This window comes from Streptomyces sp. NPDC048182 (assembly GCF_043202555.1).
Lineage (GTDB): Bacteria > Actinomycetota > Actinomycetes > Streptomycetales > Streptomycetaceae > Streptomyces.
Map to the genome: position 1 here is coordinate 106034 of NZ_JBIDAQ010000019.1, position 18089 is coordinate 124122.

General features: G+C 72.6%; 19 protein-coding genes. 9 read left to right on the forward strand and 10 right to left on the reverse strand.

Going from position 1 to position 18089, the window contains the following annotated elements; translation table 11 throughout:
• Positions 1-8: 8 nt before the first annotated feature.
• Positions 9-239: a hypothetical protein gene (locus ACGFZL_RS29440; RefSeq protein ID WP_355176467.1), complete on the reverse strand. Its 231-nt coding sequence runs from the start codon at positions 237-239 to the stop codon at positions 9-11.
• A 223-nt stretch (positions 240-462) separates the two neighbouring features.
• The gene (locus ACGFZL_RS29445) at positions 463-831 is read right to left on the reverse strand and encodes a DUF3099 domain-containing protein (RefSeq protein ID WP_393696323.1); all 369 of its coding nucleotides are present in this window, start codon (positions 829-831) and stop codon (positions 463-465) included.
• Between the two features lie 191 nt (positions 832-1022).
• Here ACGFZL_RS29445 and ACGFZL_RS29450 point away from each other — a divergent pair, with 191 nt between their 5' ends.
• A complete protein-coding gene (locus ACGFZL_RS29450) occupies positions 1023-1304 on the forward strand; it encodes a GlsB/YeaQ/YmgE family stress response membrane protein (protein WP_355176463.1) in 282 nt (93 codons plus the stop codon).
• A gap of 60 nt (positions 1305-1364) precedes the next feature.
• On the opposite strand, the gene tyrS is transcribed toward ACGFZL_RS29450, so the two are convergent.
• Genes tyrS through ACGFZL_RS29465 form a run of 3 tightly spaced genes read right to left on the reverse strand, consistent with a single transcriptional unit; the run spans position 1365 to position 5602 of the window.
• A complete protein-coding gene (tyrS, locus tag ACGFZL_RS29455; RefSeq protein WP_393696276.1) occupies positions 1365-2633 on the reverse strand; it encodes a tyrosine--tRNA ligase in 1269 nt (422 codons plus the stop codon).
• A gap of 54 nt (positions 2634-2687) precedes the next feature.
• Positions 2688-4082, reverse strand: a complete 1395-nt coding sequence (locus tag ACGFZL_RS29460) for a metallopeptidase TldD-related protein (RefSeq protein WP_393696278.1) — start codon at positions 4080-4082, stop codon at positions 2688-2690.
• Positions 4079-5602, reverse strand: coding sequence for a TldD/PmbA family protein (locus ACGFZL_RS29465; RefSeq protein ID WP_355176457.1), 1524 nt, complete (start codon positions 5600-5602; stop codon positions 4079-4081). The genes ACGFZL_RS29460 and ACGFZL_RS29465 overlap by 4 nt, the downstream gene beginning before the upstream one ends.
• A 302-nt stretch (positions 5603-5904) precedes the next feature.
• On the opposite strand from ACGFZL_RS29465, the gene fabG reads away from it, so the two are divergent.
• The 3 genes from fabG to ACGFZL_RS29480 all read left to right on the forward strand — a co-directional run bounded on the left by fabG (position 5905) and on the right by ACGFZL_RS29480 (position 7899).
• Positions 5905-6624: a 3-oxoacyl-[acyl-carrier-protein] reductase gene (gene fabG / locus ACGFZL_RS29470; RefSeq protein WP_393696281.1), complete on the forward strand. Its 720-nt coding sequence runs from the start codon at positions 5905-5907 to the stop codon at positions 6622-6624.
• A gap of 5 nt (positions 6625-6629) precedes the next feature.
• A complete protein-coding gene (gene fabI / locus ACGFZL_RS29475) occupies positions 6630-7397 on the forward strand; it encodes an enoyl-ACP reductase FabI (RefSeq protein ID WP_393696283.1) in 768 nt (255 codons plus the stop codon).
• A gap of 151 nt (positions 7398-7548) precedes the next feature.
• The gene (locus ACGFZL_RS29480) at positions 7549-7899 is read left to right on the forward strand and encodes a hypothetical protein (protein ID WP_393696285.1); all 351 of its coding nucleotides are present in this window, start codon (positions 7549-7551) and stop codon (positions 7897-7899) included.
• On the opposite strand, the gene ACGFZL_RS29485 is transcribed toward ACGFZL_RS29480, so the two are convergent.
• The gene (locus ACGFZL_RS29485; RefSeq protein ID WP_393696287.1) at positions 7877-8569 is read right to left on the reverse strand and encodes a FadR/GntR family transcriptional regulator; all 693 of its coding nucleotides are present in this window, start codon (positions 8567-8569) and stop codon (positions 7877-7879) included. The genes ACGFZL_RS29480 and ACGFZL_RS29485 overlap by 23 nt on opposite strands.
• Positions 8570-8639: 70 nt before the next feature.
• Here ACGFZL_RS29485 and ACGFZL_RS29490 point away from each other — a divergent pair, with 70 nt between their 5' ends.
• The 4 genes from ACGFZL_RS29490 (at position 8640) to ACGFZL_RS29505 (ending at position 11128) form a co-directional block, all read left to right on the forward strand.
• A complete protein-coding gene (locus ACGFZL_RS29490; protein WP_393696289.1) occupies positions 8640-9974 on the forward strand; it encodes a CynX/NimT family MFS transporter in 1335 nt (444 codons plus the stop codon).
• Positions 9975-10054: 80 nt separating this feature from the next.
• Positions 10055-10171 (forward strand): SGM_5486 family transporter-associated protein, encoded by a 117-nt coding sequence (locus tag ACGFZL_RS29495; protein ID WP_393696291.1) that lies wholly within the window; start codon positions 10055-10057, stop codon positions 10169-10171.
• A gap of 179 nt (positions 10172-10350) precedes the next feature.
• On the forward strand, positions 10351-10557 hold the full coding sequence (locus ACGFZL_RS29500; RefSeq protein WP_393696293.1) for a hypothetical protein: 207 nt from the start codon (positions 10351-10353) through the stop codon (positions 10555-10557).
• A 52-nt stretch (positions 10558-10609) separates the two neighbouring features.
• Positions 10610-11128 (forward strand): histidine phosphatase family protein, encoded by a 519-nt coding sequence (locus ACGFZL_RS29505; protein WP_355176441.1) that lies wholly within the window; start codon positions 10610-10612, stop codon positions 11126-11128.
• Here ACGFZL_RS29505 and serB read toward each other — a convergent pair.
• Positions 11107-12402, reverse strand: a complete 1296-nt coding sequence (gene serB / locus ACGFZL_RS29510; RefSeq protein WP_393696295.1) for a phosphoserine phosphatase SerB — start codon at positions 12400-12402, stop codon at positions 11107-11109. The two genes, ACGFZL_RS29505 and serB, sit on opposite strands and share 22 nt — an antisense overlap.
• A 194-nt stretch (positions 12403-12596) precedes the next feature.
• Between serB and ACGFZL_RS29515 the strand changes: the two genes are divergently transcribed.
• The gene (locus tag ACGFZL_RS29515; protein WP_393696297.1) at positions 12597-15113 is read left to right on the forward strand and encodes an FHA domain-containing protein; all 2517 of its coding nucleotides are present in this window, start codon (positions 12597-12599) and stop codon (positions 15111-15113) included.
• Positions 15114-15129: 16 nt separating this feature from the next.
• Here ACGFZL_RS29515 and ACGFZL_RS29520 read toward each other — a convergent pair whose 3' ends face one another.
• From ACGFZL_RS29520 to ACGFZL_RS29530, 3 genes are all read right to left on the reverse strand, one after another.
• Entirely contained in the window at positions 15130-15852 is a 723-nt protein-coding gene (locus ACGFZL_RS29520; protein WP_393696299.1) for a transglycosylase SLT domain-containing protein, read from the reverse strand.
• Between the two features lie 355 nt (positions 15853-16207).
• Positions 16208-17308, reverse strand: coding sequence for an S-adenosylmethionine:tRNA ribosyltransferase-isomerase (locus tag ACGFZL_RS29525; RefSeq protein ID WP_393696301.1), 1101 nt, complete (start codon positions 17306-17308; stop codon positions 16208-16210).
• Entirely contained in the window at positions 17305-18003 is a 699-nt protein-coding gene (locus tag ACGFZL_RS29530; protein WP_393696303.1) for an SDR family NAD(P)-dependent oxidoreductase, read from the reverse strand. The genes ACGFZL_RS29525 and ACGFZL_RS29530 overlap by 4 nt, the downstream gene beginning before the upstream one ends.
• Positions 18004-18089 lie beyond the last annotated feature (86 nt).

Here is an 18089-nt window from a genome sequence, read left to right on the forward strand (position 1 = left end):
GACCTCTCTCAGGTGCCGGCGTCCCGCTCGGCCGCCTGCCACTCCTTCAGCGCCACGACGTCCTTCAGGAAGCCCCGTACGCCCAGGAACTGGGACAGGTGCTCCCGGTGCTCCTCGCAAGCCAGCCACGTCTTGCGGCGCTCCGGGGTGTGCAGCTTGGGGTTGTTCCACGCCAGCACCCACACGGCGGCCGTGCGGCAGCCCTTGGCGGAGCAGATGGGGGTCGTCTCGTCACTCACAGGCAGGACTCACAGGCGGCATTCACGGGGGCGAACATGGCGACGCCGAGCAGCCACGGGGGGAGCTGCCCGGCGTCGGTCCGTCGCTCCGACGGGGGATGCGGAGCGCGTACGAAGTATGTCACGCGTCACCCGCCGCCCGGCACCGGAACCACATGATTGATCTGAGGTTTTCTTGAGCTTGGCGCGAAGCAGCCGTTCCGTTCCGACCGGTCTCCCCGCCTCACGAACGGTCGTGCCCGCCGGAGTCCTCGTCGCTCCGCGGCGCCGTGATCATCGGCCTGCTCGGTACCGTAACGAACGTCGACGGCAGCGACGGCGCGTTCTCCCGCCCGGCGTTGGCGACCACCACCGCGATGTACGGCAGTACGGCGCCGAGCACCAGGGCCACGATCGCGACGTGCTTCTCCACGTTCCACATGCAGGCCGCGAGGATCACCGCCAGCGTGCGGATCGACATGGAGATGACGTACCGCCGCTGCCGGGCGCGCACGTCCTCCTGGAGGCCCGTCCGGGCCCCGGTGATCCGGAACACCTGGACGTCGCCGCCGCCACTCTGCTTCCGCGTCACGTCTCCACCACCCGCCCGCATCGGACCGGCCACACCGGCCGGGCCCACCTTCACGGTACGCCGCGAGCCCGCCGGTCACGAGACCGGGGCCGTCCTGCGGTGTCCCCCGAACGGGCGAATCCGCCGTGCGGCGGGCGCGGTGCCGCCCAAGACTGGCCGGAGTGCTCGCACAGCGGCGGCAGCGCCGGATGAGGATGGATGAGGAGGCAGTCATGGGCTGGTTGTGGGCGATCATCGTCGGATTCGTGCTCGGTCTGATCGCCAAGGCGATCATTCCCGGGAAGCAGCACAGCCCCCTGTGGCTGACCACCATCTTCGGCATGCTCGGCGCCATCGCCGGCAACGCGATCGCCCGGGCGGCCGGCGTGGACGCCACCTCCGGCATCGACTGGTGGCGGCACATCTTCCAGCTGGTCGCGGCGATCATCATCGTGGCCGTGGGCGACGCGCTGTACATGGCGGTACGCGGCAACCGCCGCCGCGAACGCGCCTGACGGCCGTGCACGGAGTGAGGGGCGGTCCCCGTCGACGGGAGCCGCCCCTCACGTGTGCGCTCAGGCGCCGGTGACCTCGACCGCGGCCAGGTTCTTCTTGCCGCGCCGCAGCACCAGCCAGCGGCCGTGCAGCAGGTCCTCGGCCGCGGGCACGGCGTCCTCGGCGGTGACCTTGACGTTGTTCACGTAGGCGCCGCCCTCCTTCACCGTGCGGCGCGCCGCGGACTTGCTGGCCACCAGGCCGACCTCGGCGAACAGGTCGACCACCGCGGCGGGCTCGGCCACCTGCACGTGCGGCACCTCGGACAGGGCCGCGGCCAGCGTCCGCTCGTCCAGTCCCGCCAGGTCGCCCTGGCCGAAGAGGGCCTTCGAGGCGGCGATCACCGCGGCCGTCTGCTCGGCGCCGTGCACCAGCGTCGTCAGCTCCTCGGCGAGCGCGCGCTGCGCCGCCCGGGCCTGGGGCCGCTCGCGGGTCTGCTCCTCCAGCTCCTCCAACTCCGCGCGGGAGCGGAAGGACAGGATGCGGGAGTAGGCGGAGACGTCCCGGTCGTCCACGTTCAGCCAGAACTGGTAGAACGCGTACGGCGTGGTCATCTCCGGGTCCAGCCAGACGGCCCCGCCCTCGGTCTTGCCGAACTTGGTGCCGTCCGCCTTCGTCATCAGCGGCGTCGCGTACGCGTGCACGTCCGCCGCCGGCTCCAGTCGGTGCAGCAGGTCGAGGCCCGCCGTCAGGTTCCCCCACTGGTCGCTGCCGCCCTGCTGCATGGTGCAGCCGTAGCGGCGGTAGAGCTGGAGGAAGTCCATCGCCTGGAGCAGCTGGTAGCTGAACTCGGTGTAGCTGATGCCCTCCGAGGACTCCAGGCGCCGGGCGACGGAGTCCTTCGTCAGCATCTTGTTGACGCGGAAGTGCTTGCCGATGTCCCGCAGGAACTCGATGGCGGAGAGGTTCGCCGTCCAGTCGAGGTTGTTGACCATCACGGCCGCGTTCTCGCCCTCGAAGGTCAGGAACGGCTCGATCTGGCCGCGCAGCCGCTCCACCCAGCCCGCGACCGTCTCCGGCGAGTTCAGGGTGCGCTCCGCCGTCGGGCGCGGGTCGCCGATCTGGCCCGTCGCCCCGCCGACCAGCGCCAGCGGCCGGTGCCCGGCCTGCTGGAGCCGGCGCACGGTGAGCACCTGCACCAGGTGCCCCACGTGCAGCGAGGGGGCGGTCGGGTCGAAGCCGCAATAGAACGTCACGGGACCGTCCGCGAGCGCCTTGCGCAAGGCGTCCTCGTCGGTGGACTGGGCGAACAGCCCGCGCCACTTCAGCTCGTCGACGATGTCCGTCACGTCTCTCGTGTCTCCTCGGAAGGTGTCTGGTGCGCCCAGGGGTCGGCTACGAGGTTATACGCCCTGGCTGACCGAGCTCATATTGAAGTCGGGCACCCGCAGCGCGGGCATCGCGGCCCTGGTGAACCAGTCGCTCCACTCCCTGGGCAGCGTCTTCTCCGTCCGCCCCGCCTCCGCCGCCCGGCCGAGCAGGTCCACCGGCGACTCGTTGAACCGGAAGTTGTTCACCTCCCCGACCACCTCGCCGTCCTCCACCAGGTAGACCCCGTCCCGGGTCAGCCCGGTCAGCAGCAGCGTCGCCGGGTCGACCTCGCGGATGTACCACAGGCAGGTCAGCAGCAGCCCGCGCCGGGTGCCGGCGACCATCTCCGTCAGGGAGCGCTCGCCGCCACCGTCCAGGACCAGGTTGTCGATCGCCGGGGCCACCGGGAGGCCGGTCAGCCCTGCGCTGTGCCGGGTGGTGGTCAGCCGGTGCAGCTCGCCCGCGCGCACCCAGTCGGTGGCCGCGACCGGCAGCCCGTTGTCGAACACCGACTGGTCGCCGCCGGAGGAGTGCGCGATCACGAAGGGCGCCGACTCCAGACCCGGCTCGTGCGGGTCGCTGCGCAGCGTCAGCGGCAGCTCGCCGAGCCGGTCGCCCAGGCGGGTGCCGCCGCCCGGCTGGGAGAACACCGTGCGGCCCTCCGCCGCGTCCCGCCCGGAGGCCGACCAGAGCTGGTAGATCAGCAGGTCGGCGACCGCGGTCGGCGGCAGCAGCGTCTCGTAGCGCCCGGCGGGCAGCTCCACCCGGCGCTCCGCCCAGCCGAGCCGCACCGCCAGCTCGGCGTCCAGGGCCGCCGGGTCGACGTCCTTGAAGTCCCGGGTCGAGCGGCCCGCCCAGGCCGAGCGGGTGCGGTCCGGCGACTTGGCGTTCAGCTCGAGCGTGCCGGTGGGCTGGTCGTGCCGGAGCCGCAGCCCGGTGGAGGTGCCCAGGTAGGTGGAGGTCAGCTCGTGGTTGGCGAAGCCGTACAGCTCCCGGCCACCCGCCCGCGCGCGGGCGAACGCCTCCCCGAGGGCCGGCGCGAACTCCGCGAACACCGCCGAGGAGGTCTCGGCGGGCGCGTCGGTGAAGTCCGGCGACGCGGACACGCCCGTCACCAGCGGCTGCGCGTCCTCGGCCGGGCCGGCGCCGCGCGCGGCGGCCTCGGCGGCCCGCACCAGCGGCTCCAGCTCGTCCGCGGTCACCGCCGAACGCGACACCACACCGGACGCGGTGCCCTCGCGTCCGTCCACGGTCGCTACCACCGTGAGCGTGCGCCCGCGCGTGACGCCGTTGGTGGTCAGCGCGTTGCCCGCCCAGCGCAGGTTGGCGGTGGACTGCTCGTCGGCGATGACGACGCACCCGTCCGCCCGCGACAGCTCGAGGACCCGCTCGACGATCTCGTGCGGCTTGGTCGTACGCGCGCTCATCGCCCGGCCTCCTGGGTGGTGTTGAGGATGTTGACGCCCTTGAAGAGGGCCGACGGGCAGCCGTGCGAGACCGCCGCCACCTGGCCCGGCTGGGCCTTGCCGCAGTTGAAGGCGCCGCCCAGCACATAGGTCTGCGGGCCGCCGACGGCCGCCATGGAGCCCCAGAAGTCGGTCGTGGTCGCCTGGTAGGCCACGTCCCGCAGCTGCCCGGCGAGCCGGCCGTTCTCGATCCGGAAGAAGCGCTGCCCGGTGAACTGGAAGTTGTACCGCTGCATGTCGATCGACCACGACCGGTCCCCGACCACGTAGATGCCCCGGTCCACGCCCCCGATCAGATCCTCGGTGGACAGCCCGCCCGGATCGGGGCGCAGCGACACGTTGGCCATCCGCTGCACCGGCACGTGGGCGGGGGAGTCGGCGTAGGCGCAACCGTTGGACCGCTCGAAGCCGGTGAGCTTCGCGATCCGCCGGTCCAGCTGGTAGCCGACCAGCGTGCCGCCCTTCACCAGGTCCCAGGACTGCGCCTCGACGCCCTCGTCGTCGTAGCCGACGGTCGCGAGGCCGTGCTCGGCGGTGCGGTCGCCGGTGACGTTCATCAGCTCCGAGCCGTACCTGAGCCTGCCCAGCTGGTCGAAGGTGGCGAAGGAGGTGCCGGCGTAGGCCGCCTCGTAGCCCAGGGCGCGGTCCAGCTCGGTGGCGTGCCCGATGGACTCGTGGATGGTCAGCCAGAGGTTGGAGGGGTCGACGACCAGGTCGTACAGGCCCGCCTGCACGCTCGGGGCGCGCATCTTCTCGGCCAGCAGTTCCGGGATGCCGGCCAGCTCGGCGTCCCAGTCCCAGCCGGTGCCGGTCAGGTACTCCCAGCCGCGCCCGGCGGGCGGGGCGAGCGTGCGCATCGAGTCGAACTCGCCGCTGGAGTCGTCCACGGACACCGCGGTGAGCACGGGGTGCAGCCGCACCCGCTGCTGCGTGGTCACCGTGCCCGCGGTGTCCGCGTAGAACTTGTTCTCGTGCACGGTGAGCAGCGAGGCGTCCACGTGGTCGACGCCGTGCGCGCCCAGCAGCCGCCCGCTCCACTCGGCCAGCAGCCCGGCCTTGTCCGCGCCGGGCACGGCGAAGGGATCGACCTCGTACGACGAGACCCAGGTCCGGTCCGCGTGCACCGGCTCGGCCGCCAGCTCCACGTGCTCGGCCGACCCCGCCGCCTTGATCACCTGGGCGGACAGCTTGGCCATCGCCACCGCCTGCGAGGCGACCTTGGCCGCGCCGTCCATGGTCAGGTCGACGCCGGAGGCGAAGCCCCAGGTCCCCCCGTGCACCACCCGCACCGCGTATCCGAGGTCGGTGGTGTCCGAGGACCCGGCCGGCCGCGCGTCCCGCAGCCGCCACGAGGCGCTGCGCACCCGCTCGAGCCGGAAGTCGGCGTGCTCGGCACCGAGCGCCCGCGCGCGGGCGAGGGCGGCGTCGGCCAGGGCGCGGAGCGGGAGTGCCGTGAAGGCTTCGTCGATGCTGTGGGGCACCTGCGTCACTTCTTTCTGCCGGGGTCGAGGTGGGCGTGCGGCGGTCGTCCGCGGCGATCGCCGGGGCTGGGCGCATCATGTCGTGCCCGCCGGGCCGGGACCACACCTTTCGGCGCCGCGTCCCGCGCCAGGGGGCCGGGCGTTTCTGTAGGGATCCGACAGCGAGCCGGGAGAGCCTTGGTGGGTGCCCGATTCCCCGGGCGCGGGCCGGTACCGATAGGTTTTCGAGCAAGCCGCCTGTCGTCACCGCCCGTCGTCCGGGTGGACGGGCGGGTGCTGACCGCTATCGAAAGGGTGATCCGTTGAGCCGCTCGGTTCTCGTCACCGGAGGCAACCGGGGCATCGGCCTCGCCATCGCCCGCGCTTTCGCCGACGCCGGCGACAAGGTCGCGTTCACGTACCGCTCGGGTGAGCCGCCGGCCGCCCTGACCGAGGCGGGCTGCCTCGCCGTCAAGTGCGACATCACCGACGCCGAGCAGGTGGAGCAGGCCTACAAGGAGATCGAGGAAGCGCACGGTCCCGTCGAGGTCCTGGTCGCCAACGCCGGCGTCACCAAGGACCAGCTGCTGATGCGCATGTCCGAGGACGACTTCACCTCCGTCCTGGACACCAACCTCACCGGCACCTTCCGGGTCGTCAAGCGCGCCAACCGCGGCATGCTGCGCGCCAAGAAGGGCCGCGTGGTGCTCATCTCCTCGGTCGTCGGGCTGCTCGGCTCCGCGGGGCAGGCGAACTATGCCGCCTCCAAGGCGGGGCTGGTCGGCTTCGCGCGCTCCCTCGCCCGCGAGCTGGGCTCGCGCAACATCACCTTCAACGTCGTCGCGCCCGGCTTCGTCGACACCGACATGACCAAGGTGCTCACCGACGAGCAGCGCGCCGGCATCGTCTCGCAGGTGCCGCTGGGCCGGTACGCGCGCCCGGAGGAGGTCGCCGCGACGGTGCGGTTCCTCGCCTCGGACGACGCCTCGTACATCACTGGAGCCGTCATCCCGGTTGACGGCGGACTGGGAATGGGTCACTGATCACCATGAGCGGAATCCTCGACGGCAAGCGCGTCCTGATCACCGGTGTGCTGACGGAGGCGTCCATCGCCTTCCACACCGCCAAGCTGGCCCAGGAGCAGGGCGCCGAGGTCATCCTGACCGCGTTCCCGCGGCCCACGCTGACCGAGCGCATCGCCAAGAAGCTGCCCAAGCCCGCCAAGGTCATCGAGCTGGACGTCACCAACGACGAGCACCTCGCCCGCCTGGCCGACGTCGTCGGCGAGGAGCTGGGCGGCCTCGACGGCGTCGTGCACTCCATCGGCTTCGCGCCGCAGGACGCCCTCGGCGGCAACTTCCTCAACACGCCCTTCGAGTCCGTCGCCACCGCGATGCACGTCTCGGCGTACTCCCTGAAGTCGCTGACCATGGCCTGCCTGCCGCTGATGCAGAACGGCGGCTCGGTCGTCGGCCTCACCTTCGACGCCCAGTTCGCCTGGCCGCAGTACGACTGGATGGGCCCGGCCAAGGCCGCCCTGGAGGCCACCAGCCGCTACATGGCGCGTGACCTGGGCAAGCAGAACATCCGCTGCAACCTGGTCTCGGCGGGCCCGCTCGGCTCCATGGCCGCCAAGTCCATCCCGGGCTTCAGCGACCTGGCCGCGGTGTGGGACAGCCGCTCCCCGCTGGAGTGGGACCTGAAGGACCCGGAGCCGGCCGGCCGCGGTGTCGTCGCGCTGCTGAGCGACTGGTTCCCGAAGACCACCGGCGAGATCGTCCACGTGGACGGCGGACTGCACGCCATCGGCGCCTGAACCGACGTCCCAGGGCCCGCATCCGACCTCGGGTGCGGGCCCTGGGCGCGTCTGCCGTGTCACCCGTTCGGCCCAGCGCCGCGAGGCGTCCAGGGCGGCGGCGCGCCACGCTGAAGTGCGATCACCTCCCGGTACGGCAGAGGAGGCCCGTATGCGCCCACCGCACCGCCTCTCCGCCCCGGTCCTGGCCGTCGCCTGCGTGCTCCTGCCGCCGTACGCGGCGGTGTCCCACGCGCGCGTGGGCGCCCCGGACACTGCCCCGGCCCGGCCGTTCGGCGCCGAGTGCCGTCTCCGCGTCGCCGGCTCCGAGGTGACCGCCGACTGCCGCAACCCCTACCCGGAGACCGACCTGGTCGCCCTGCACGTCGAGTGCGCCCGCTGGTGGGACCTGGACGGCGACGGCTCCCCGGTGGCGGTCGGCCCCGCGCAGAACGTGCGTCTGGCCGGGCGCTGCTGGAAGGAGGTCGGGACGGCCTGGGTCAGCCACCGGCGGCCGGGGTGAGCCTGCCCGGGCGGCACAGGAAGGGGTAGCCCGCCGCCTCCTCGCCCGCCGTCGCGGCGTCGCCCGCGCGGATCGCGTCCACCAGCCGGGTGTGGTCCATGTGCGTCTCCGGCGTCAGCTCCGCGCCGACGTCCTCGCGCAGCCAGTCGCGCATCACCTCGCCCAGGTCCGCGTACATCGCGCTCATCACGTCGTTGTGCGAGGCGGCCACCACGGCCAGGTGGAAGGTGGCGTCGGCGGTCACGAAGGTCTCGGCGTCGCCGCTCTCCCAGGCGTCGTCCCGGCGCACCAGGAGCGCGTCGAGCTGCTTGAGGTCCTTCTCCGTGCGGCGCCGGGCGGCCATCCTCGCCGCGGCCGACTCCAGGGTGGAGCGCAGCTCGGCGATGTGCCGGGGGTCGGCGTCGGCGAAGCGGCGCTGCATCACGCCGGCCAGCTCGCTGGTGGCCACCACGAAGGTGCCGGAGCCCTGGCGGATGTCGAGCAGCCCGTTGTGGGCCAGCGCCCGCACCGCCTCGCGCACCGTGTTCCGGGCGACACCCAGCAGCTCGACCAGCTCGGGCTCGGTCGGGATGCGCGAGCCGACCGGCCACTCGCCGGTGGTGATCTGCTGCCGCAGCGCCGCGATGACCTGCTCGGACAGGGCCGAACGACGGGTATGGCTCAGTGGCATGGCTCACCTTCGCACACGGTGACGACGAACTGTGGACAACCAATCATCCCATGATTCTATGATGGGTGTCATGGCTAGCGAGGAAACCAGGACCCTGACGTCCGCGACCGTCGACACATCGACCGCCCCCGAGGCGCCCGAGCACACCCCCCGCACGTCGCCCACGCGCGCGTGGACGACGCGGCTGCTCGTCCTCGGCATCGTCCTGGCCGCGCTCAACCTGCGCCCCGCCATCACCAGCCTCGGCGCGCTCCTGGAGGAGGTCCGCGACGGGCTCGGGATGAGCGGCAGCGTCGCCGGGCTGCTCACCTCCGTGCCCCCGCTCTGCTTCGCCGTCTTCGGCGTCACCGCTCCGCGGCTCGCCCGCCGCTTCGGACCCGGCGCGGTGGTCTGCGCCGGCATGGTGGCCATCGCCACCGGCCTGGTGATCCGCCCCTACGCGGGCGGCACCGCCGGCTTCCTGGCCGCCAGCGCCCTCGCGCTGATGGGCATCGCGGTCAGCAACGTGCTGATGCCGGTCATCGTCAAGCGCTACTTCCCCGACCGGGTCGGCTCCATGACCGGCCTGTACTCGATGGCCCTGGCCCTCGGCACCTCGACCGCCGCCGCCGCGACCGTGCCGCTGACCGACGCCTTGGGCGGCGACTGGCAGCCCGGCCTCGCGGTCTGGGCGGTCCTCGCGGTGGCGGCGATCCTGCCGTGGACCGCGTTCGTCCGTAACCGGGACGGCCACCGGGACGGCCGGGGTGCGGACACCGCCCGCCCGGCCGGCGGGCCGACCCCGGGGGCGACCCACGGTCCGGCCGCCGCGCAGCCCGCGCTGCGCGTCACCCGCAGCCGTACCGCCTGGGCGCTCGCGGTCTTCTTCGGCCTCCAGGCCACCGCCGCCTACATCACCATGGGCTGGATGCCGCAGATCTTCCGCGACGCGGGCGTCTCCGCCGGCTCCGCCGGACTGCTGCTCGCCGTGACCATGGTGATGGGCGTGCCGCTGGCCTTCGTCATCCCGCGCGTGGCCACCCGGCTGCCCCACCAGGGCCCCATCGTGCTGGTCCTCGGCGTGTGCGGCCTGGCCGGCTACGCGGGCCTCTACCTCGCCCCGGCCGGCGGCGCCTGGGCCTGGGCGGTGCTGCTCGGCATCTCCAACTGCGCCTTCCCGCTCGCCCTGACCATGGTGGGGATGCGGGCCAGGACCAGCGCGGGCGTCGCCCAGCTGTCGGCGTTCGCCCAGAGCACCGGCTACCTGATCTCCATCCCGGGCCCGCTCCTGGTGGGCGTCCTCTACCAGCACAGCGGCGGCTGGGGACTGCCGATCGCGCTGATGGCCGCCCTGATGGTGCCGCAGATGGTGATGGGCGTGGTGGCCGGGCGGAACCGGACCGTGGAGGACGAGGCGGCGCGCTGAGCCCGCCGAGCCCCCTGAGCCCGCCGAGCCCCCTTGAGCCCGCCGGGTCGGCCGCGGGCGGGGGATGGGACACTGGCTCCATGCCAGTCCTGGATCCCCACCCGCGGAACGGCCAGAAGAAGATGCTGCTCGTCTTCGGCGCCTTCCTCGGCATCTTCGTGGTCATCGCCGTCATCGCGTCCATCGCCGCGCCCTGAGCCGTCTTCGCTCCCGCCCAGGGGGTTAACCCCCGTATCCCCTAGGGGGCCAGGGTCAGGGTCGAGTGGGTGGACTCCCGGATGGGCCGGCGCCCGCGGATTCCGTAGCTTCGTGATGTGCCCGCGAACAGCGCTCGCGGGCGCCGACCACGCAGAGACGCGGACCAGCGGAGGCACCCATGTCGGCCCCTACGTACACCCGGCCCCACCCGGCGGCGACCCGGGGCGTCGAGGTCCGGCTGCCCTGGTGGCTCCTAGCCCTGCCGGTGCTGGCCTTCGTCGCGCTGCTCGTGCTGATCGGCGACCCGTCCGACGCCCACGCGGCGACCGGAGACCCGGGAATCGCCCAGCTGCTGCACCGGGCGCAGCAGCTGATATCGGGCTGAGCCCGGCCAACTCCCTGCGCCTCGTGGCCTGTTTCATGCGAAGCTGGACGGTATGAGCGTCGAAGAACCCCGCAGGATCGTCCTCTTCCGCCATGCGAAAGCCGACTGGCCGCAGGTGACCGACCACGAGCGGCCACTGGCCGAACGGGGCCGCAAGGACGCCGCCGAGGCCGGACGCCGCCTGGCCGACACCGGCATCCCCTTCGACCAGGCCCTGTGCTCCACCGCGACCCGCACCCGCGAGACCTGGAAGCTCGCCGTGCACGAGCTCCCGCACCGGCCGAAAACCGTCTACGAGGAGCGCGTCTACGAGGCCTCGCCCGGCGAGCTGATCGCCGTGCTCAACGAGACCCCCGACGACCTGCGCAACGTCCTGGTGATCGGCCACAACCCGGGCATGGAGGCGCTCAGCCAGATCCTCGCCGGCTCCGCGACGGACGAGGCCCGCGCCCGCAAGGAGAGCCGCGGCTTCCCGACCGCCGCCTTCGCCGTCCTGTCGTTCACCGGCCCCTGGAAGACCCTGGAACCGGGCGTCGCCACCCTCACCGACTACTGGGCGCCGACCGACTGATCCGGCTGGACCCGTGCGGCGCCGGGGGCGGCCTGCGGGGTGTCGGTGTCGGGGGAGCCGGGAGAGTCCTCCTGGGTGTCCGCCGCCTCCACCTCCTCGCGCGTGACGCCCAGCAGATACAGCACCGTGTCGAGGAACGGCACGTTGACCGCGGTGTGCGCCGCCTCGCGCACCACCGGCTTGGCGTTGAAGGCGACACCGAGTCCGGCCGCGTTCAGCATGTCCAGGTCGTTGGCGCCGTCACCGATCGCCACCGTCTGCGACAGCGGCACCCCCGCCTCGGCCGCGAACCGGCGCAGCAGTCGCGCCTTGCCCGCCCGGTCCACGATCTCCCCGGTGACCCGCCCGGTCAGCCGCCCGTCGACGATCTCCAGCGTGTTGGCCTGCGCGAAGTCGAGGCCGAGCTGTTCCCGCAGCGCGTCGGTGACCTGCGTGAAGCCGCCCGAGACGACGCCCACCTGGTAGCCGAGCCGCTTCAGGGTGCGGATCAGGGTGCGCGCCCCCGGCGTCAGCCGCACCTCGGCGCGCACCTTGTCCACCACCGACGCGTCCAGGCCCGCGAGCAGCGCCACGCGCGCGTGCAGCGACTGCTCGAAGTCCAGTTCCCCACGCATCGCCGCCGCCGTCACCTCGGCGACCTGCTCCTCGCATCCGGCGTGTGCCGCGAACAGCTCGATGACCTCGTCCTGGATCAGCGTGGAGTCCACGTCCATGACCACCAGGCGCTGCGCCCGCCGGTGCAGCCCGGCCGACACCACCGCCACGTCGACGCCGAGCGCCGCCGCCTCCGTGGCCAGCGCGGTGCGCAGCGGCTCGGTCGCCACCCCGGACACCGCGAACTCGACGGCGGTGACGGGATACTTGGCCAGCCGGAAGATGCGGTCGATATTGCCGCCGGTGCCGGTGATCCGAGCGGCTATGGCGGCCGTCGCCTCCGCGGTGAGCGGGTGTCCGAGCACCGTGACCAGGGAGCGGCCGACGCCGCGCGGCCGGTTGTCGCCCAGACCGGAGATGATCTCCGCCTGCATCTTCAGCGACTCCGCCCAGCCGTGCACGGTCGCCCGCAGATCGCCCTCCAGGCCGCTGGGCGGCGCGGTCACGAGCGCGCACAGCACGATCCGGCCCCGGGTGACGACCTGCTCGATGTCGATGACGTCGACGGAGTAGGCGGCGAGGGTGTCGAACAGGCCGGCCGTGATGCCCGGCCGGTCCCTGCCGAAGATCTTGACGAGGAGGGTGGGGACGTCAGAGGTCTGCGTCTGCGTAGCGCTCATGGTGCCCCAACCGTATCCGGCGCGCGCCGCCCGCCGCCCTCGCGGTCCGCCAGCCGGACACGCGGCAGGCAGTCTTCACAGGGCCCGACTTCCGGTCGGGGCGCCGGGCCTGAAATAGTTCCCCCCGATGATTCGACATCCCTAGACTCCCCGCAACGGGGGCGGATTCGGGGGACAACTCAGTGGGGCGTGGCGTGCCGGAACTCGTACTGCAATCTCTTGGACGGACCTGGACGCTGGACCCGTCCCGGTCGTACGCGCTGGGCCGCGATCCGCAGGGGGAGGTCGTGTTCGACGACGCCAGGGTCTCCTGGCGGCACGCCACGATCAGCTTCGACGGCCGCGGCTGGGTCATCGAGGACCACGGCAGCACCAACGGCACCTTCGTGCACGGCCGGCGGATCCAGCAGGGGGAACTCGGCGTCGGCACGGTGGTGAACCTCGGCAACGCCACCGACGGCCCGCGCCTGGACCTCACCGCCGCCCAGGCCCCCGTCACCACGCCGCAGGCCCCGCAGCAGCAGCCTTACCAGGCTCCGCCGCAGCAGACCCCACAGCAGACCCCGCAGCACTCCCAGCCCCCGCACCACTCCGGGGCCCAGCAGCAGATCCCGCCGCAGCAGGCCCCGCAGCCCCAGTGGCAGCAGCCCCAGCAGGGCGCCCCGGGCGTCCCGCCGCAGCAGGGCGGCGACCGGAGCCCGACCTCGTTCCACCAGTTCGCCCTCGGCCGCGTCATGCGCATCGGCCGCGCCCTGGAGAACGACCTGGTCGTCTCCGACCTCCAGGTCTCCCGCAACCACGCGGAGTTCCACGCCACGCCCGACGGCCGCCTGGAGATCCGCGACCTCGGCTCGCACAACGGCACCTACGTCAACGGCCAGCCCATCGCCAAGGGCGGCTCCCAGCTGCTCGGTGCCACCGACGTCGTCGGCGTCGGACACTCCACGTTCCGCATCGTCGGCGACCGCCTGGAGGAGTTCGTCGACACCGGCGAGGTGTCCTTCTCCGCCCGGCACCTGACCGTCACCGTCGACGGCGGCAAGCAGATCCTCAAGGACGTCTCCTTCGGCGTCCCCGAGAAGTCCCTGATCGCCGTCATCGGCCCCTCCGGTTCCGGCAAGTCGACCCTCCTCAAGGCGCTCACCGGCTACCGGCCCGCCAACGAGGGCGAGGTCCTCTACGACAACCGCAACCTCTACAAGCAGTTCGCCGAGCTGCGCCAGCGCATCGGTCTGGTCCCGCAGGACGACATCCTGCACAAGGAGCTGACCGTCAAGAAGGCCCTCAAGTACGCGGCCAAGCTCCGCTTCCCCGCCGACACCACCGGCCAGGAGCGCGAGGCCCGCATCGACGAGGTGCTGCGCGAGCTGAAGCTCGACATCCACAAGGACAAGAAGGTCACCAGCCTCTCCGGCGGCCAGCGCAAGCGCGTCTCGGTCGCCCTGGAGCTGCTGACCAAGCCGTCGCTGATCTTCCTGGACGAGCCGACCTCCGGCCTCGACCCGGGCATGGACCGCGACGTCATGCAGCTGCTGCGCGGCCTGGCCGACGACGGCCGCACCGTCCTCGTCGTCACCCACTCGGTGGCCGAGCTGGCGATCTGCGACAAGCTCCTCGTCATGGCGCCCGGCGGCGCGGTGGCGTACTTCGGCCCGCCGGAGGAGGCGCTCAACTTCTTCGGCTACAGCACCTGGGCCGACGTCTTCTCCGCCTTCGAGAACTACCGCGACTACGACTGGGCGGGCCGCTGGAAGGGCTCGCAGCACTACCAGATGTACGCCGCCGACATAGACGCCGTCGCCCCGCAGGCGGTGCAGCTGCCGCCGATGCAGGGGATGCGCCCGCCCAAGCCGCAGGGCTGGATGTCGCAGTTCGTCACGCTGGTGCGCCGCTACGCCGCCGTGATCGTCTCGGACAAGGGCTTCCTCGCCCTGATGGTGATCCTGCCCGCCGTGCTGGGCGCGGTGAGCCTGCTCATCAACCCCGACCGGGGCCTGCTGCCCAACCACGTCAACCCGCAGTCGGGCCGCCTGGCACCCAACGGCACCGCCACCACGGTCCTGCTGATCCTCGCGGTCGGCGCCACCTTCGCCGGCGCCGCGAACTCCGTCCGCGAGCTGATCAAGGAACGGGTGATCTACGAGCGGGAGCGCGCGACCGGCCTGTCGCGCTCGGCGTACCTGATGTCCAAGGTGTTCGTGCTCGGCGCCATCACCATGCTCCAGGGCCTGCTGGTCGGGATCATCGGCTTCTACAGCCGGGAGATCCCGAAAGAGGGCCTGGTCCTCAAGAGCATGACCATCCTGGAGCTGTCGCTGCCGATCATGGGGCTCGGCTTCACCGCCATGATGTTCGGCCTGATCATCTCGTCGCTGGTGAAGACCGCCGAGAAGACCATGCCGCTGCTGGTGATGTTCGCGATCATCCAGGTCGTCTTCACCGGCTGCCTCTTCGCCCTGAACGGCACGGCGGGCGTCAACCAGCTCTCCTGGCTGATGCCCTCCCGCTGGGCCGTCGCCGCGGCCGGCGCCACGCTGGACTTCAACAAGATCAGCCCGCCGGAGGACGGCGCCGGCACCGACCCGCTGTGGGACCACACCGTCGGCGCCTGGAGCCTCGACATGGCGGCGCTGATCGTGCTCGGCGTGGTCTGCGGCTTCTTCGTGGCCCGCTTCCTGCGCCGCCACGAGCCCGAGGTCATGCGCAAGTAGCCGGCCCGCACCGGCCTCAGTACGCGCTGTTGACGTTGTCGATCGTGCCGTACTTGTCGGCCGCGTAGTTGGCCGCGGCGGTGATGTTGGCGACCGGGTCGTAGATGTTCCAGGACGTGCCCTTGACGTGGTACGCGGCGAACGTCGGCGGGATCACCTGGAGCAGGCCCTTGGAGGGCACGCCGTTGATGGCGTTGATGTCCCAGTCGTTGATGGCCTTCGGGTTGCCCGAGGACTCACGGATGATGTTCTTGTGCAGGCCGTGGTAGGAGCCGGGGATGTTCTTGGCGTCCATGATGTCCAGGGCCTCGCGGATCCAGCCGTCCAGGTTGTTCGTGTAGGACTTCTTGACCACGGTGCGGGTGGCGGAGCGGCTGGCGGCCTTCTTCGCCGCACGGGCCTTGGCGGCCTTCTCGGCGGCCTTCTTCTTGGCCGCGGCCTTCTTGGCGGCGGCCTTCTTCTCCGCCGCCTTCTTGGCGTCGGCGGCCTTCTTCGCCGCGGCGGCCTTCTGGCCGGCGCCGGCGAGCTGACCGGTGACGCCCGCGTGGACGTCCTGGATCTGCTTGGTGCTGTACGCCACCTTGGCCGCCGGGGCCGCCTCGTCCGTGGTCGTGTGACCGCCGCCGGGTATCGCGGCCGCGGCGATCGCGGCGGCGCCGAGCGTGCCGGCACCGGCGAGGGCGATCTTGTGGGTGCGGTTCAGGCGACTGTGACCACGGGTGAAGATGTTCTTGGGCATGGGGAAACAGACCTCTTCGATTTGCGCGGAGGTCGCTCTCGTCCGATGTCCGGGGACCGGTGGACCGGGAGGTGCATCCAGCACACATCGCCGCGGGACCGAACCCGCAGCGCTGAGCGACGAGAGCAATTCTTAGCTCCCGCAAAATCGAGTGGCAAAGGTGTGACGTACGAAGCCGGGTAGTGGATCAGGGTCCGGCAAAGTCGGACAGAGTGGACTATCTGCCCGCTCACGATGGGCGACTCGTTCTCCTAATCCCTTTCGTACGTGATCTGCGCCCTATGCCCGGGCTCACAGCGCCCGCCCCCGCGACTCACCCTTGGTTGCCGGAGCAATGCGCTCGGTGAGGCACTTCCTACCGGAGGAGGAGGTGCGTGTCGCCGAACTCGTGCCACAGGTACCGCTCGGCGACCGCCGCCTCGTACCCACGGTCGATCGCCGCCCGGCCCGCCACCGCCTCCAGCATCAGCAGGTGCGAGGCAGCCGGCTCGTGCAGCCCGGTCAGCAGCCCGTCCACCACCCGCACCCCGCGCTCGGGCGTGACCACCAGGTCCGTCCAGCCCCGCCGGGCCCGCACCACCCCGTCCGGGCCGGCCGCCGACTCCACCGCCCGCACCGCCGTCGTCCCCACGGCCACCACCCGGCCCCCGGCCGCCCGCACCGCCCGGATCGCCCGCGCGGACGCCTCCGGCACCGCGTACCGCTCCGGATACGGCGGCTCGTGCGCCTCGGCCGACGCCACCCCCGTGTGCAGCGTCACCGGCGCGAACTGCACCCCCCGGCTCACCAGCTCCGCCACCAGCGGCGCGGTGAAGGGCCGCGCGGCGCTCGGCATCTCCGCACTCCCCGAGCCGTCCGCCGAGGGCAGCGCGAACACCGTCTGGTACGCCGCCAGCGGCTGGTCCCGCGCCGTATAGGCGTACCGGATCGGCCGCCCGTGCTCCCGCATCACCGCGCCCGCCTCCGCCCCCGACACCCGCGCCCACCACAGCCGGTCCCCGCGCGCGCTCAGCGGCTCCTCCAGCACGAGGCCCGCACCCCCGGGCAGCCGCACCGAGACCCCGGCGCGCACGGCGACCGACGCCACGTCCCCTTCTCCCCACGCGCGCGCACGCGCGGGAGACGCCATGGCCGCCCGCGGGCGCGTGGTGCCCCGCCCGTCGGGCTCCCGCAGCTCCACCGCCCACCGGCCGTCGTCCCCGCGCGTGGAGAAGTGCACCACCACGCGCGCGTGCCCGACCCGGCCGTCCACGGCCGCCGCCAGCGTGGCCGAGGTGTTGACCACCAGCAGGTCCCCGGCCCGCAGCAGCCGCGGCAGCTCACGGAAGGCGTGGTGCCCCACCTCGGTGCCCCGCGACACCAGCAGCCGCACGTCGCTCCGGTCGAGCCCCGGCCCCCGCTGCTCTGCGGGCACCCGGGCCGACAGCTCTTCGGGCACCCGCACGGTCAGGGTCATCGGCCCTCCTCCAGCAGCGCCGGCGCCCCGTAGCGGCCACTCGCCGGACGCTCGTCGAGGAGCCGCAGCAGCGCCGGGACCACGCCGTCCGGTGCGGGCCTCGGCCCGTCGTCGTCCGGCACGGCCGCCGCGTACAGGTCGGTGGCCATGTCCCCGGGATCGACCGCCCAGACCCGCAGCCCCGGCTCCTCCACCCCGAGGACCGCCGCCAGCTGGTCGAGGGCCGCTTTGGACGCCCCGTAGCCGCCCCACGTCTCGTACGCCTCCGCCGCGGCGTCCGAGCTGACCGCAAGCACCGCCCCGGCCGGCGCCGAGCGCAGCAGCGGCAGCGCCTCCTGCACCAGGCCGAGCGCCGCCACCACGTTCACCTCGAGGGCCCGCCGCAGCCCCTCCAGCGGCAGCTCCGCCAGCCGCACCAGCGGCTCGGCGCCCAGTGCGCTGGCGTTGCTCACCAGCAGGTCCACCCCGCCGAGCCGCCACGCCCCGGCCACCAGCGCGGCCCGGTGCCCGGCGTCGGCCACGTCCCCCGGCAGCGCCTCCACGCGCGTGCCGTACGACGCGAGCGCGGCCCTCGCCTCCTCCAGCCGCCCCGGCGTCCTGGCGTCGAGCACCAGATCCCAGCCCCGGGCCGCGAGCGCCCCGGCGAGCGCGCGGCCCAGCCCCTTCGACGCTCCCGTGATGATCGCTACCGGCATGATCCGTCCCCTCGTCCCGCGCACCGTCCCGTCGGCGCCGCGTGCTCCCGACCGTAGGAACCGGGCCACCCGCACCGCCTCGGCCG

Coding starts and splice junctions, on each gene's coding strand:
- ACGFZL_RS29520 (WP_393696299.1), bottom strand. CDS start 15,852: ATGCCCAAGAACATCTTCACCCGTGGTCACAGTCGCCTGAACCGCACC.
- serB (WP_393696295.1), bottom strand. CDS start 12,402: ATGAGCGCTACGCAGACGCAGACCTCTGACGTCCCCACCCTCCTCGTC.
- fabI (WP_393696283.1), top strand. CDS start 6,630: ATGAGCGGAATCCTCGACGGCAAGCGCGTCCTGATCACCGGTGTGCTG.
- ACGFZL_RS29480 (WP_393696285.1), top strand. CDS start 7,549: ATGCGCCCACCGCACCGCCTCTCCGCCCCGGTCCTGGCCGTCGCCTGC.
- ACGFZL_RS29460 (WP_393696278.1), bottom strand. CDS start 4,082: ATGAGCGCGCGTACGACCAAGCCGCACGAGATCGTCGAGCGGGTCCTC.
- ACGFZL_RS29445 (WP_393696323.1), bottom strand. CDS start 831: ATGCGGGCGGGTGGTGGAGACGTGACGCGGAAGCAGAGTGGCGGCGGC.
- ACGFZL_RS29450 (WP_355176463.1), top strand. CDS start 1,023: ATGGGCTGGTTGTGGGCGATCATCGTCGGATTCGTGCTCGGTCTGATC.
- ACGFZL_RS29500 (WP_393696293.1), top strand. CDS start 10,351: ATGTCGGCCCCTACGTACACCCGGCCCCACCCGGCGGCGACCCGGGGC.
- ACGFZL_RS29490 (WP_393696289.1), top strand. CDS start 8,640: ATGGCTAGCGAGGAAACCAGGACCCTGACGTCCGCGACCGTCGACACA.
- ACGFZL_RS29495 (WP_393696291.1), top strand. CDS start 10,055: ATGCCAGTCCTGGATCCCCACCCGCGGAACGGCCAGAAGAAGATGCTG.
- ACGFZL_RS29530 (WP_393696303.1), bottom strand. CDS start 18,003: ATGCCGGTAGCGATCATCACGGGAGCGTCGAAGGGGCTGGGCCGCGCG.
- ACGFZL_RS29505 (WP_355176441.1), top strand. CDS start 10,610: ATGAGCGTCGAAGAACCCCGCAGGATCGTCCTCTTCCGCCATGCGAAA.
- ACGFZL_RS29485 (WP_393696287.1), bottom strand. CDS start 8,569: ATGCCACTGAGCCATACCCGTCGTTCGGCCCTGTCCGAGCAGGTCATC.
- ACGFZL_RS29525 (WP_393696301.1), bottom strand. CDS start 17,308: ATGACCCTGACCGTGCGGGTGCCCGAAGAGCTGTCGGCCCGGGTGCCC.